Here is a 13,582-nt window from a genome sequence, read left to right as displayed (position 1 = left end):
CTCTTCCGATCTCAGCCCGCATGGACGGCGGCCGGCGCGCGGTATCAGGGGGTGACCGAGGGGGCCAGGACCCACAGCAGGAACATCACCAGCGGGAAGGCGAAGATCAGCTGCGTGAAGCAGAAGCCGACCAGATCCCGGGCGCGCAGGCCGAGGACGCCGAGCAGCGGCAGCATCCAGAACGGGTTGATCAGGTTCGGCAGCGCTTCCGCGGCGTTATAGACTTCGATCGCCCATCCCATATGCGCGTTCAGGTCTTTCGCCGTCTGCAGCACATAGGGCGCCTCGATGATCCATTTGCCGCCGCCGGAGGGAACCAGGAAGCCGAGGATCGCCGAGTAGACGCCGATGACGACCGGAAAGATCTCGATGTTGGCGATGGAGACGAAGAGGTGCGAGATGTGGTGCGAGATGGTGACGCCGTCCGACCCCGGCACCTGGGTGAGCAGGGCAGCGATCGAGGCATAGAACGGAAACTGGATGATCACGCCGGCGGTCGTCGGGACGGCCTTCGACACGGAGGTCAGGAAGCTGCGGATATTGCCATGCAGCAGCAGGCCGACCATCAGGAAGATGAAGTTGTAGTTGTTGAGGTTGGAGATCGTCCCCATGACGCCTTTGGTGGACAGCTCGACATAGACGTATCCGGCCGCAAGGAGCACCACCAGTGCCGGCAGGATGAAATTGAACTCGAGCCATTCGCCGGGCCTTGCCGGTTTCTGAGCGCTGGTATCGGTCTCGGAAACGTCGCAGCCCATGTCTTCAGCGGTCTTGATCTGGTTGCCCTCCGGCGCCGAATAGTAGGCGACGGTGACGGCGACCGCGGCGATGATCAGCAGCATGACGATCGACTGCCAGAGGAAGATGGTCTGGCTGAGCGGGATGACGCCGCTGATGTCGGAGATTGCCTTCGGCAGCGACGCCGGGTTGGCCTGAAGCATTGCCGCCGAAGAGCTGAGACCGAGCGCCCAGGTGGCGCCGAGGCCGAGATAGGCGGCCGCGCCGGCGGCGCGGTAGTCGACCTTGATGTCGGTGCGCCGGGCGATGGCGCGGACCAGGAGGCCGCCGAGGACCAGGCTCAGGGCCCAGTTGAGATAGGACGACGCCATGGTGATGGCGGCCACCCAGGCAACGGCGCCGCGGCTGCTTTGCGGGACGCTGGCCAGGCGCGCGATCAGTTTGGTGCAGGGCCCCGAGGTCGCCACCACATAACCGGTGATGGCGACCAGAGCCATCTGCATGGTGAAGGGGATGAGCGTCCAAAAACCGGTGCCGAAGGAGTGGGCGATGTCCATCGGATTGGCGCCGGTGGCCAGGTTGGCCAGGACGACCACGATCAGCGCCAGCGCCACGAAGACGAAGGCGTCGGGGAACCACTTTTCGGACAGTTCGGTAAAGCGGTAGGCGAGACGGGCGAGGCCCGCCGGTTGCTTGCTCTCTTCGGGCGCGGGGGCCCGGACATAGGCGTTTGACATGGAGCTTCCTCTCTGAGGATTGGAGCGACCTCGGCCGTCCCCGCGCCGCCGCACCGCTCGGCAGGAGCGGCGGCGGAGGAGCGGAATCTGAAGGACGGATTGGGTCGGGCTGGTGCCTTGGGCTGCGGTCAGATCCAGACGGGCATCTGCTTGACGTCGTCCGGAATGAGGAGTTTCGCCTCCGTGGCGGCGGTGACGTCGTCGATGGACATCTCGGGAGCGACCTCCCGGAGAACGAGCCCGTCGTCGGTCGGCTCGATCACCGCCAGGTCGGTGACGATAAGATCGACCCGGCGCACCGAGGTCAGCGGCAGGTTGCACTTCTTGATGATCTTCGGAGCGCCCTTTGCCGTGTGGGTCATGGCGACGATCACCTTCTTGGCGCCAGTGACGAGGTCCATCGCGCCGCCCATGCCCGGCACCATCTTGCCGGGGACCATCCAGTTCGCCAGTTGCCCGCCTTCGTCGACCTGCAGGCCGCCGAGCACGGTGACGTCGAGATGGCCGCCGCGGATGAAGCCGAAGGAGGCGACGCTGTCGAACGCCGCGGCGCCCGGAATGAAGCTCGCCGGGGTGCCGCCGGCATCGGTCAGGTCCTCGAAGGCTGCCGCCTTCTCGGACAGGGCCTGCATGCCGATCAGTCCGTTTTCGGACTGGAAGAAAACGCGGATTCCTTCAGGCAGATAGGTGGTGACGAGCGTCGGCAGACCGATCCCGAGATTGACGAGATCGCCGCTGACCAGTTCCTGGGCCACACGCTGGGCGATGAGGGCTTTCGAATCCATTTCATGCCTCCCGAGAAATGAGGTGGTCGACGATGACGCCGACGGTTTCGACATGGTCCGGCGGGATCATGCCGACCGGCACGATCTCGGCGGCCTCGGCGACAACCGTCGTCGCGGCCAGGGCCATCGACGGATTGAAGTTACGGGCGGTCAGCTGGTACTGCAGATTGCCGAAGAGATCGGCGCGCAGGGCGTGAATGAGGGCGAAGTCCGCCTTCAGCGGCGTCTCGACCAGATAGGTCTCGCCATCGAGCTCCAGCGTCGGCTTGCCGTCGGCGACCACGGTGCCGACGCCGGTCGCGGTGAGCACGCCGCCGAGGCCCGTGCCGCCGGCGCGGATGCGCTCGGCAAGCGTGCCCTGGGGCACCAGTTCCACCTCGATTTCCTCGGCGATCATCCGTTTCTGGGTTTCGGGGTTGAGGCCGATATGGGAAGCTATCAACCGCTTGAGCGCTCCCGCGTCGACGAGCTTGCCGATGCCGAAGCCCGGACGGGCCGTGTCATTGGCGATGATTGTGAGGTCCTTCTTGCCCTGACGCACCAGTTCGTCGATCAACCGGTGCGGGGACCCGCCTCCCATGAAACCGCCGATCATTACTGACGAACCATCAGTAATACTCTCGACTGCGCATGCACAACTACACAACTTTGACATTTATGCTCCCTCGTGTACGTCGTTTTCGCTAAACGCGATAAGCTGCGTCAGTTGTCATGCACACCCCATGCCATTCTTCATGACACGTTGATTCCTGTGGGCTTGACCGCCATTCCGCACCGGGGAACACTTGTTGGGATTGCGCAGGAACTTGCGCAATGCGCAAAATTTTTCACATGGACTTTACTTGGCAACGGGTCGATAAGATGGGCTACAGAGGCGTTTCCGGCCCCTCCCGCCGGGAGCGTCCGTCTTCCCGAATGGCCCAAGGCGCCAATCATGTTCGAGGTGGGAATTCCCAGCGAAAGGCCGCCTGCGATGGGCGAAGGCGATCGCCAGACCAGGCATACGGAGCATCCTGTGCGCCTGAAGAAGCTCAGCGAACGGCTGCTGCCGGCAAAGATGCGTCAGCGCTTGATGCTGACGTCATTCGTCATGGTCGCCCTGCCGATCTTCCTCCTCGGCATCATCCTGCAGCATGAAGGCCGCGAGGCGCTGCTGAACGAAAAGCAGGACAAGCTGTTTTCGCTCGCGCGCATTCTCGACATCGAGCTTGGGCCGGGATTCGATGCCCTTCTGGCCGATCTGCCGTCCGGATGGGAGAACCGCCAGGCCGCGATCGCGCATTTGAACGCCAAGCTGGCGCCGGTGACCGACAAGATCGCCGCCTCCGATCCGGGCGTCGGCTGCGGCTACTATTCGCGCCGCCTCGATGCGATCATCACCTACGGGCCGAGCAAGGATTACGGCGGGACAGTCGGCCGGGCGATCGCTGCCGACCATCCCGGCCGCGACGTCATGGCGGTCGGCAAGCCGAGCGTGGAGACCGGCGCGCTGGTTCGCGGATCGATCATGAACGCCATGCTGCCGATCGTCCGCGGCGGCGAGGTGATCGGCTACATCTGGGCGAACGAGTTTACCGACGCGATCGAGCGGCAGGAACAGACCGTCGACCGGACCGTGCTCGCCATCACCCTGGGCGGCATCCTCCTCGCCGGATTGGTCATCCACTCCATGTCGAAGCGGCTGTCGCGGGAAGTCGACGTCGTTGTCGGCGGGCTGGCCGGCCTCAAGAACGACCTGCGCAAACCGATCCGGCCGCTGCGCGGCGAGCTCGGCGAGATCGTCGATGCCGTCAACATCATGGCCAGAGCACTGCTCGATGCCCGCACGCTGACGGAGAACATCCTCACCAGCATCGCCGATGGCGTCGTCGCGGTCGATCTCGACGGCCGGATCACAGCGTTCAATCCCGCCGCCGAGGTGATGTACGGTGTGCCGGCGGCCGAGGTGATGGGGCGGTCGTATCGCGAGCTTTTCGCCGACCACATGCATGTGGCAAGCGCCCTTCTCGATACGCTCGACACCGGCCATTCCCATATCGGCGTGGCGCTCGAGCTGCCCAGGACCGACGCGGTCTGGCGGCTGACGGCGACGTCGAGCATTCTCCACGACGGCGAAAACAGGCGCATCGGCGCCGTCGTCGTCCTCAAGGACGTGAGTGAACGCGACCGCCTGATGGTGCAGGTGATGCGCGCCGACCGGCTGGCCGCGCTCGGCGAGCTGACCGCCAGCATCGCGCACGAGATCCGCAACCCGCTGACCTCGATCCGCGGCTTCATCCAATACCTTGGCGATGGCGGCGAGCCCGAGGAGTGGAGCCGCTATTCCAAGATCATCATCGAAGAGGTCGACGTCCTCAACGAAACGATCAGCAAGCTTTTGGCGTTCGGCCGGCTGCGCCCGCCACAGATGACCGAGGTCGATGTGGTGGAACTGATCAAGGACGTCAGCTTCCTGGCCAACGGGCCGGCGAGCGTCCAGATCGACTTGCAGATCGACAAGGACCTGCCGAAGATCGACGCCGACGCCGAAGCCCTGAAACAGGCCCTCCTGAACCTCCTCATCAACGCGCTCCAGGCGATTGCCGATGACGGCACGGTGGTCGTCACGGCGCGTCGCCACGGCGATGACGCCATCAGGATCGAGGTTCGCGACGACGGCGTCGGCGTTGCCCCCAATCACCTGAACAAGGTCTTCGACCCGTTCTTCTCGACCAAGCCGAGCGGCACCGGGCTCGGGCTGGCGATGGTTCACCGGATCATCGACGCGCACCACGGCGTCATCAGTTTCGACAGCCGCGTCGACTACGGCACGATCGTCACCATCGAGCTTCCGATCGTTGCTCCTCTGCCGGAAGGGACCGCATGACAAACGCCGCCCCCCTCGCCCTGGTCGTCGACGACGATCAAGCCATCCGCCACATGCTCACCGCGGTGCTGGAGAAGGAAGGGCTCGAAGTGGTCGTCGCGAATGACGGGTTGGAAGGGGTCGAGACCTTCCGGCGGCGCCATGCGGCTGTCGTCCTTCTCGACATCCGCATGCCGCGGATGAACGGGCTGGAGGCGCTGAAGGCCATCGTCGAAATCGACCGCAGCGCGCGGATCGTCCTGATGACGGCATTCGCCGAGATCGGCACGGCGGTGCAGGCAATGAAGGACGGCGCCTTCGACTACGTCCTGAAGCCGTTCGACCTCGACGAGATCCGCATGCTGGTGCGCCGGATTCTGGAAATCCGCGCCATGCAGCACGATATCGTCTCGCTGCGCCGCGAACTGTCGGAACGCTACGGCGCCGAAGGCATCCTCACCAACAACCCGCGCATGATCGAGCAGCGCGACAAGATCGCCAGGGTCGCGCGCAGCAACGCCACCGCGCTGATCCAGGGCGAGAGCGGAACCGGCAAGGAACTCGTCGCCGCCGCCATCCACTATGGCAGCCCGAGGGCCTCCAAGGCGTTCGTCAAGGTGAATTGCGCCGCGATTCCCGAAGGCCTCCACGAAAGCGAATTCTTCGGCCACGAGAAAGGCGCCTTCACCGGCGCCGTCGGCCGCCATCGGGGACGGTTCGAACAGGCCGAGCACGGCACGCTGTTCCTCGACGAGATCGGCGAGATTTCCCCCGGCCTGCAGGCCAAGCTGCTGCGCGTGCTCCAGGAGCACGAATTCCAGCGGGTCGGCGGCACGACGCCAATTCAGACCGATGTGCGCATCGTCGCCGCGACGAACAAGAACCTGCAGGACATGGTGCGCGAGGGGAAGTTTCGCCAGGACCTCTATTTCCGCCTCAATGTCGTCACGCTGGAGACGATCCCGCTGCGCGAGCGGCCCGAGGACGTCAGACTTCTCGCGGAGCATTTCCTGGAACGCTTCTGCGCCGAAAACGACGTCGTGATCCGCGGCTTCGATTCCGCGGCGATGGACTGCCTGCTGGCCTGGTCGTGGCCGGGCAATGTGCGGGAACTGGTGAACGCCGTGGAACACGCCGTGGTGATGTGCACCAACAATTTCATCACCGCGGAGGATCTTCCGCGCTCCGTCGCAGGAACCGGCGAAGGACTGGGCGATTGCGACGCATTCGGCAGCGGGTCGCGCACGGGGTCGCTGCGCGATCTCGTCAACGAATTCGAGAGCCAGGTCATCCGCAACGCGCTGGTGCGCCACGGCGGCAACCGCAGCCACACGGCGGTGGAGCTCGGCATCAGCCGCCGAACGCTTCTGTACAAGCTGCAGGAATATGGTCTGGCGACCCCTTCCGGCGAACACGAGGCGTGACCCGGCGCGTGGTCACACCGGCTTGCGGACCATGCCCGAAGGAGCCAATCGGCAAAGATCACCCGCGCCGTCAGTTGCAGGCGGCGCCGGTCCCTTCGGTGTCGCTGGACGGCACCGAACGGGCCGCCGGTTTCCGGGCCCGCGCCGCCGCGTTTTCTTGGACCTATTTGCGTCGGCGCCAGAACATCGGCCCGTAGACCAGCGTGAAGACGGCGAAGGTGGCCATCCACGACAGGCCCGCAACATAAAGGAGCGGCTGCGGGGCAAGGCCGGTGCCGGCCAGCAGCCGGGCAAGGACCGATACTGCGGCAAGGCCATAGATGGCCGTGGTCGCCGGTGTCGCTGTCAGCGGCCGGCCGGTATGGCCGAGGGTCGCCCGGGTCATCACCGCAAGCGTCATGATGCCGATCGCTCCGGCCGTCCAGGCATGCAGGGCGGCGGTGCGCTGGATGTCGCCGATCCCAGCTCCGGCGGCGGCGACCAGCAGGAAGCCGGCGGGAACGAATGCGTAGCCAAGGTGGAGGACCCAGACGAGCGGTTCGGCCAGGGTCCGCTCCGGCGCCCAGCGCGCCAGACGGACGAATTGCAGGACACCGGCAAGAAGACAAAGCAACAGCGTCGCGGAGGCCCCGGGAAGGAGACCCCATGCGATGAGTGCCGCGGCACTCACGCCGAGCGCGGCCTTGTCGAACGTGCCGAACGGAGCCGGCAGCCGGCCCGTCCCGCGCCGGACCAGCCAGTTTCGGGTGAAGCTCGGGACGATGCGCCCGCCGATCAGCATGATCAGAAACACCGCCGCAGCGATGCCGATGCGACCGCCATATCCATCGGCGGCGGCACCGCCGGGAGCCTCGATGTGGAACACGGCGTTGCCGATGAGCAGCAGGGCAATGAGGACCAGCACCTTGAGGTTCCGCCAGTTGCGACCGGCGACGATCTCCCGGGCGATGATGGCAGCCAGCAGCACCAGGAAGGACAGATCGATCGCGGCCGCGAAAGGCGCGCCCAGGAATGCCGAGAACAGCACCGCGATGCGGCCCGCCCACCAGCACAGCGCGAGGCCGGCGAGCGGCACGCCGGTCACCGGCAGGCGCCCGGTCCAGTTCGGCACCGCGGTCAAGAGGAACCCGGCCGCCGCGGCGGGCAGATAGCCGTAGAGGAGCTCGTGGGCATGCCAGTCGATGGGGCCGAACAGCATCGGCGGGTCGAGTTCGCCGGAAAGCATCAGCAGCCACAGGCCCATTGCGCACAGCGCCCAGAGCCCGGCGGAAAAGAACAGCGGCCGGAAGCCGTAGCTGAGGATGGCCGGGCCGGAATAGCGCCGTATCCGTTCGGCAGAAGACGTCATCGCCCCTCGCCGTTTGTCGGATCGCCGCCGGACGGGGTCGGGCGATCGGGCTTGCGCTCAGCCTTGCGCCGGCCTGAAACCTCCTTTGCTTCCTGCTCCCGTTCCCCTGCATCGAGCCCGGCATAGGCCGGGTCCAGCTCGTGCAGGAAGCAGGGCGGCGAGGCGAAGCCGTCAGGCGGGGTATCGTCGTCAGGTGTCGTCACTCGGCAAGCGCTCCCATGCGCGTTCGGTTTTCCGCCGGACCCGATCCGGCCGCGACGCGGGGTCTTCCGGTTGCCGCGTTTCTTTCCTGAGGTCACGAACGGGTGCCCCTCACCCCGTGCTCCAGGCCCGCGGCTGCTTCATGCCGGCGATCTTGCAGGCCTGTTTCACGTAGCCGTAGGGAAAGAGCGCAAAGAAACGGCGCCTTGCCGCCGCTTCGCTTTCGCCATGGCGCGCGGCGATGAACCGGAAGGCGAAGCGGGCATCCGGCGCGACGCCGGAATCGGCCAGAAACGCGCGCATGAAGCCAAGGACCGCCCAGTGCTCGTCGCCGAGGTCGATATCTTCTTCCCCGGCGAATTTTCGTGCGACCGCCTCATCCCAGTCCTCCGGGTCGACCAGATAACCGGCTTCGTCGCGCCGGATCGTCCGATCCCCGACCACGTCTTCGGTCACCACATCAGGCCGTGTTCTCATGGTCTTCCCTCCCCTTTTTTATCGTTTGCAACTCCGGTCTTTCCCGTTCTGTCAGTCCGCCTCGGCCTCGGCGATCAGCCGGCGCACCCAGCGCGCCGCGAGCCAGGCGGCTGGAACGCCGAAGGGGACGGACCAGCCAACCGCGGCCGCGGGCGCCAGCACCGGCAGGCCGACGACCTGGCCCATCAGCGACAGCATGAAGAGGTTGATCGCCACCGCGGCCGCCGCGAAGGGATAGAGCACCAAGGCGAGCGTCCACAGCGGCCGGGTCCGTCGCGGCATCCCGGTGCCGCCGCCGCCGTCAGTGGCTCGTGCCATCGGAGAACGTGATCTTGTTCCAGACATTGTATTTGCCCGAGGGCTTTTTCATCGGCAGCCGACGGACCTCTTCCAGCGTCCGTGCGTCGTAGACGAGGAGCGCGCCGTCGTCCTCCCAGACCGAGACCAGCGCATAGCGACCGTCGCGGGTGAACTCGGTATGGGCGACGGTCGCCCCCGGCACGGGCTTCAGCGTCTTGACGATCTTCAGCGTCTCCTTGTCGATGACGTGCATGACGTCCCGGTTCGGGCCGAAGAACACGTCGGCCCAGACGTAAGGCGTATTCTCGTGGCTGCGCAGGAAGAAGCCGGGCCCGCCGGTCTTGATGGTGGCAACCACGGTCCAGTCGTCGATGTCGATGACCGAGATGACGCCCTCGCGAAGGTGCGGCGTCGCCATCACCCGGCGCCCTTTCGAGGTCCAGACGATGCCCGATCCGAGATGCGGCATGCCGGGCAGCGGCAGTGTCGCGATTTCCCGCCCGACATCGAGATTGACGACGACGCCCCGGTCGCCGGCGCGGTTGGTGCCGATGAGGTTGCGATAGTCGGGGGTGAAGAAGAAGTCGTCGAGGGGCTCCTCGATGGCGATGCGCCGGCGCGCAAAGAGGCCCTTTTCCGCCGCCAGCGCCTCTGTCATGCCGGCCTCGTAGCTGTGCACGAAGCCGTCGTGGAAGGGGCCGGCAGCGGGGTCCGTGGCGATCTCCCAGATCTCGGGGGCGTCCTTCAGGGCGAGGATGAAGCTCTTGCGCTGGGGCGCCTGGTAGACGGCGGAGACGCGTGACTTCTCGCCGTTCCTGGCGACGACGTCGACGACCTTGACGACGCTGAGGTCGGCGGTGGAGAGGATCGTCAGCGTCCGCGGCAGGTAGTTGGCGACGGCGAGCCAGCGCCCGTCATGGCTCATGGCGATGTTGCGGCTGTTGAGGCCGGCGCGCACCCGGCCGACTTCCTTCAAGGACCAGACATCGTATTTCTGGACCCAGCCGTCGCGCGACATGATGAAGACGAAATGCCCGTCGGGGGAGAATTTCGGCCCGCCATGGACGGCGAACGGCGTCGCGAACCGGTCGAGCACATCAAAGCTGTCGCCGTCGAGCACGCTGACGTGATGGTCGCCGGTCTCGACGACCAGGGTGACGTTCATCGGATCGGCGGAAAAGACCGGAGCCGGCGCCGGCGTATAGTCTCCGGCCATCTCGCGGCTCGCGGCGATCTCGTCCGGCCCCCAGGCGGGGATTTCGGCGAGCGGCGTTTGCAGATAGGCGGCGAGCGCAGCGATCTCGTCTTTCTTCAGGACATCGCCGAAGCCTTCCATCTGGGTCGCCGGGCGGCCATGGGTAATCACCTCTTCCATCACCGGGCCGCGGATGCGCGTCAGCGTCTCCGGGATAAGCGCCGGGCCGATGCCGCCGAGCCGGCTTTCGGCATGGCATTCCGCGCAATGCTCCCGGTAGAGCGCGGCGGCGTCCGGTTCGGCACGTGCCGGCGCGATGGCGCAAAGGCCCGCCGCGAGCGCCAGGAGTACGGTCGTCGCGGCCTTAAAGGAATTCATGGGCCGGATCATGGCTCTTCCCCCGGAATGGCGTGACGGTCAGCCGGCCGGCATCGCCGGCAATGCCGATCTCGTCGGCGCGGAGATAGCAGGCCGGGTCTTCGGCCCACGGATCGCCGGAGACCTGCAGGGCGCGGATGCGGGTGTTGCCGCCGCAGACCTTTTGGAAGGCGCAGGCGCCGCAGCGCCCCTTCAGCGGCCGCGGCCGCTGGCGCAGAAGCGCGAGCATCTTGTCGTCGCCCGTCCACAGCGCGGAGAACGGAGCGGCGCGCACGCTGCCGACCGTGTAGTCGGACCAGTAGGTGTCGGGGTGGACGTGCCCTTGCGTGTCGATATTGGCGACGCCAAGGCCGGAGGAGTTGCCGCCCCAGGCCTCCAGATGCGCCCGGACGTGGGCCACTTCGGCGGGCGGGAAATGCGCCGCCACCCAATTGAGGAAATAGACCGCGTCGGCATCGTTGTTGCCGGTGACGATCTCCAGCGGACGACCACTCTCAAGCGCGTGCCAGCCGCGCGCGATCAAGAGGTCCATGGCGCCGCGGGTGCGGGCGTGCTCGGCGTCCTCGCCGCGGTGCTTGTCGCCGCGCCCGGCATAGACGAGGTGCGACAGGTAGAGCTTGTCGACCCCTTCGGCATCGCACAGGTCGAGCATGGCCGGCAGGTGCGCGGCGGTGCCCTCCGTCAAGGTGAAGCGCAGGCCAACCTTGATGCCGCGGGCCTTGCAGGCGCGCACGCCGGCAAGCGCTTCGTCAAAGGCACCGTCGACGCCGCGGAACCAGTCGTGCGTGGCGCCGATGCCGTCGAGGGAGATGCCGACATAGTCGAAGCCGAGATCGGCGACGCGGTCGGCGTTGTCGCCGGTGAGCCTGGTGCCGTTGGTGGAGAGCGCCAGGTGGCGGAAGCCGAGCTCGCGGGCGCGACCGGCAAGCTCGAAGAAATCGAAACGCAGCAGCGGCTCGCCGCCGGACAGGATCAGCGCTGGAACGCCGAAGGCGGCAAGGTCGTCGAGGACGGAGAGCGCCTCGTCATGGCTGAGCTCGCCCGGGAACGGCACGTCGGCCGAGGCCGTGTAGCAGTGGCGGCAGCGCAGATTGCAGCGGCGCGTCAGGTTCCAGATCACCACCGGCTTGACGGCGGCGGCGCTGCGCGCCGGGCGCACCGGGGTCGGCTGCAGGAGCTCTTTCATGTACTGGGTCAGCCGGAACATTGCTCAACTCCCGTTTGCGGCGAGCCGCATGCCCGTCTTCTTCAGGATGCGGGTCGAATAAAGGATGTCGCTGCCGCGGCAGGCGACGCCGAGGAGCCGGGCGATCTCGCCGCGCTTTTCCTCCACCTCGGCACGGCTTTCACCGTGCACCATGGCGAACAAATTGTAGGGCCAGACCGGCAACGCGCGCGGGCGCAGGTAGCAGTGGCTGACGAAGGGGAGCGCGCCGACTTCCGGCCCGAGCCGGGCGACGGCCTCGTCGGCGACGTCCCAGACGCTCATGCCATTGGCGACCATGCCGAGGGCATAGTGGTTGGGGGCAATGGCGATGCGGCGGACGATGCCGCGCGCCTGCAGCGCTGCCAGCCGGTCGCGGACCGCGGCCTCGGCGATGCCCAGCCGGCGGCCGATCTCCGCATAGGGCTCCGGCACCAGCGGCAGCCCGGCCTGGGTCTCGGCGATCAGCTTGCGGTCGGTCTCGTCGATCCTCATGCGCTCACCCGAAAGCCGATGTAGAACTCGGCGAGCTTGGGGAAGGTCAGGACGGCAATGCCGGTCTCCGCCTCGATCTCTTTTGCGACGCGGTCGATGTCGGACGCCTTCTCCACCGCCAGCACGAACCACATGTTGAGCCGGTGGTCGCGCTCGTAATTGTGGGCGACCTCGGGGCGGGCATTGACGGCTTCGGCGACCGCCTCGAAGCGCTCGGCCGGCACGGCCATGGCGCAGAGGCAGAAATCGCCGCCCATCGCCGCAGCATCGAAGAACGGGCCGAAGCGGGTGATCGCGCCGATTTCCCGCAGCCTCGCGATGCGGGAGATCAGCTCGTCCTCGGCAAGGCCGAGTTCGGCACCGGCATCGGCGAAGGGCCGCGGCGTCAGCGGAAAGCCGTCCTGCAAGACGTTAATGATGCGCCGGTCGGTGCCGTCGAGGGCATCTGGCGCGAGCGGTGCGTGCCTCATGCGGCGGCCTCCCCTTGCAGGAGGGCTGCAGTCTGCTTGTAGCAGCGCGTGGAGAACAGCACCTGGCGGCGGATGCCGGTCAGTTCCGGCAGGTCCTCGGCCGTGGCCAGAACGCCGAGGGTTTCGTCGCGGCTGCGGCCGTGGATCATGGAAAAGAGCGCGTAGGGCCAGACGCCCGGCACCGTGCGGCGCTGGTAGCAGAGGGTGACGCCGGCGAGCGAGCAGAGCGCTCTTCCCGCCGCCTCGATGCGCTCCTCCGGCACATCCCAGACGACCATGGCATTAGCGCGCCAGCCGAGGGTCCGGTGGCGGACGATGACGCCGATGCGGGTGAGGATGCGCGCCCGGGCAAGGATCGCGATGCGCTCCAGGATCGCCGCTTCCGTCCGGCCGAGAGCCTTGCCCAGCGCTGCGAACGGCCGGGGAACGAGGTTAAGCCCGTCGGCAAGGGCCGAGAGAATTGGCCGGTCGTCCTCGCAAAGGACGGTGACGTCGGCTGCGCCGCAGGTGGAGAGCGGTTTGCGCGGCCCGCGCATGGAAAAGCCGAGGTCGACATTGAAGGCGCGCACGAGGCGCAGGTCGAGGAGCGGCAGACCGGTGCGCGCCTCGATCCGGGTCAGGCTCGCGGCGAGGTCGTAGGCATCGCGCGCGGTGGCGACGAACCAGAGATTCCAGTCGTGCTCGCGCAGATAGCTGTGGTTGACGCCGGCCTCGGCGCTGACGATGCCGGCGACCTCCTCGATGCGCGTCGCCGGTACGGCAAGGGCCGCGAGCGTCGAGGCGCCGGCGGTATTCGGGCGGAAGGTGGCGCCGACGCGAGAGATGGCGCCGACCTCCTTCAGCGCGCAAAGCCGCTCGAGCACCGTTTCCTCGTCGACACCGAGCCGCCCGGCCATCGCCGCAAAGGGCGCGGCGACGAGCGGCAGGTCGCGCTGGAAGTCCTCCAGCAGCGCGCGGTCGAGGGGGGAGAGCCGGTCGATCATCG

At 66.8% G+C, this 13,582-nt stretch carries 14 protein-coding genes; 2 read left to right on the top strand and 12 right to left on the bottom strand.

What is annotated here, in order from left to right; translation table 11 throughout:
- Nucleotides 1-44: 44 nt before the first annotated feature.
- From CH339_RS09040 to CH339_RS09030, 3 genes are all read right to left on the bottom strand, one after another.
- A complete protein-coding gene (locus CH339_RS09040; protein WP_111434016.1) occupies nt 45-1,475 on the bottom strand; it encodes a short-chain fatty acid transporter in 1,431 nt (476 codons plus the stop codon).
- A gap of 128 nt (nt 1,476-1,603) precedes the next feature.
- On the bottom strand, nt 1,604-2,260 hold the full coding sequence (locus CH339_RS09035) for a 3-oxoacid CoA-transferase subunit B (RefSeq protein WP_111434015.1): 657 nt from the start codon (nt 2,258-2,260) through the stop codon (nt 1,604-1,606).
- A gap of 1 nt (nt 2,261) precedes the next feature.
- Nucleotides 2,262-2,915, bottom strand: coding sequence for a 3-oxoacid CoA-transferase subunit A (locus tag CH339_RS09030; protein WP_111434014.1), 654 nt, complete (start codon nt 2,913-2,915; stop codon nt 2,262-2,264).
- A 318-nt stretch (nt 2,916-3,233) separates the two neighbouring features.
- Between CH339_RS09030 and atoS the strand changes: the two genes are divergently transcribed.
- Nucleotides 3,234-5,126 carry a two-component system sensor histidine kinase AtoS gene (atoS, locus tag CH339_RS09025; protein ID WP_184443330.1) on the top strand — a complete coding sequence of 631 codons (1,893 nt, stop codon included), beginning with the start codon at nt 3,234-3,236 and terminating at the stop codon, nt 5,124-5,126.
- A complete protein-coding gene (locus CH339_RS09020; RefSeq protein ID WP_111434013.1) occupies nt 5,123-6,529 on the top strand; it encodes a sigma 54-interacting transcriptional regulator in 1,407 nt (468 codons plus the stop codon). Before atoS ends, CH339_RS09020 begins: the two co-directional genes overlap by 4 nt.
- 163 nt (nt 6,530-6,692) lie before the next feature.
- Here CH339_RS09020 and CH339_RS09015 read toward each other — a convergent pair whose 3' ends face one another.
- From CH339_RS09015 to ahbB (CH339_RS08975), 9 genes are all read right to left on the bottom strand, one after another.
- A complete protein-coding gene (locus CH339_RS09015; protein WP_111434012.1) occupies nt 6,693-7,877 on the bottom strand; it encodes an NnrS family protein in 1,185 nt (394 codons plus the stop codon).
- The gene (locus CH339_RS25110; RefSeq protein ID WP_244669169.1) at nt 7,874-8,080 is read right to left on the bottom strand and encodes a hypothetical protein; all 207 of its coding nucleotides are present in this window, start codon (nt 8,078-8,080) and stop codon (nt 7,874-7,876) included. Before CH339_RS25110 ends, CH339_RS09015 begins: the two co-directional genes overlap by 4 nt.
- Before the next feature lie 109 nt (nt 8,081-8,189).
- Nucleotides 8,190-8,555 (bottom strand): TusE/DsrC/DsvC family sulfur relay protein, encoded by a 366-nt coding sequence (locus CH339_RS09005; RefSeq protein ID WP_111434011.1) that lies wholly within the window; start codon nt 8,553-8,555, stop codon nt 8,190-8,192.
- 51 nt (nt 8,556-8,606) lie between these two features.
- Nucleotides 8,607-8,873 carry a hypothetical protein gene (locus tag CH339_RS09000; RefSeq protein WP_244669168.1) on the bottom strand — a complete coding sequence of 89 codons (267 nt, stop codon included), beginning with the start codon at nt 8,871-8,873 and terminating at the stop codon, nt 8,607-8,609.
- Entirely contained in the window at nt 8,857-10,428 is a 1,572-nt protein-coding gene (locus CH339_RS08995) for a nitrite reductase (protein WP_201241056.1), read from the bottom strand. Before CH339_RS08995 ends, CH339_RS09000 begins: the two co-directional genes overlap by 17 nt.
- Nucleotides 10,415-11,635: a heme d1 biosynthesis radical SAM protein NirJ gene (gene nirJ / locus CH339_RS08990; protein WP_111434008.1), complete on the bottom strand. Its 1,221-nt coding sequence runs from the start codon at nt 11,633-11,635 to the stop codon at nt 10,415-10,417. Before nirJ ends, CH339_RS08995 begins: the two co-directional genes overlap by 14 nt.
- Nucleotides 11,636-11,638: 3 nt before the next feature.
- Nucleotides 11,639-12,127 (bottom strand): siroheme decarboxylase subunit beta, encoded by a 489-nt coding sequence (gene ahbB / locus CH339_RS08985; protein ID WP_111434007.1) that lies wholly within the window; start codon nt 12,125-12,127, stop codon nt 11,639-11,641.
- Nucleotides 12,124-12,597, bottom strand: coding sequence for an Lrp/AsnC family transcriptional regulator (locus CH339_RS08980; protein WP_111434006.1), 474 nt, complete (start codon nt 12,595-12,597; stop codon nt 12,124-12,126). The genes ahbB (CH339_RS08985) and CH339_RS08980 overlap by 4 nt, the downstream gene beginning before the upstream one ends.
- Nucleotides 12,594-13,580 carry a siroheme decarboxylase subunit beta gene (ahbB, locus tag CH339_RS08975; RefSeq protein WP_111434005.1) on the bottom strand — a complete coding sequence of 329 codons (987 nt, stop codon included), beginning with the start codon at nt 13,578-13,580 and terminating at the stop codon, nt 12,594-12,596. The genes CH339_RS08980 and ahbB (CH339_RS08975) overlap by 4 nt, the downstream gene beginning before the upstream one ends.
- Nucleotides 13,581-13,582 lie beyond the last annotated feature (2 nt).

The sequence above is a fragment of the Rhodobium orientis genome (genome assembly GCF_003258835.1).
In the GTDB taxonomy this organism is placed as follows: Bacteria; Pseudomonadota; Alphaproteobacteria; order Rhizobiales; family Rhodobiaceae; genus Rhodobium; species Rhodobium orientis.
Note: the sequence above shows the minus strand (reverse complement) of the source record. Positions and strands in the feature narration are given on the sequence as shown.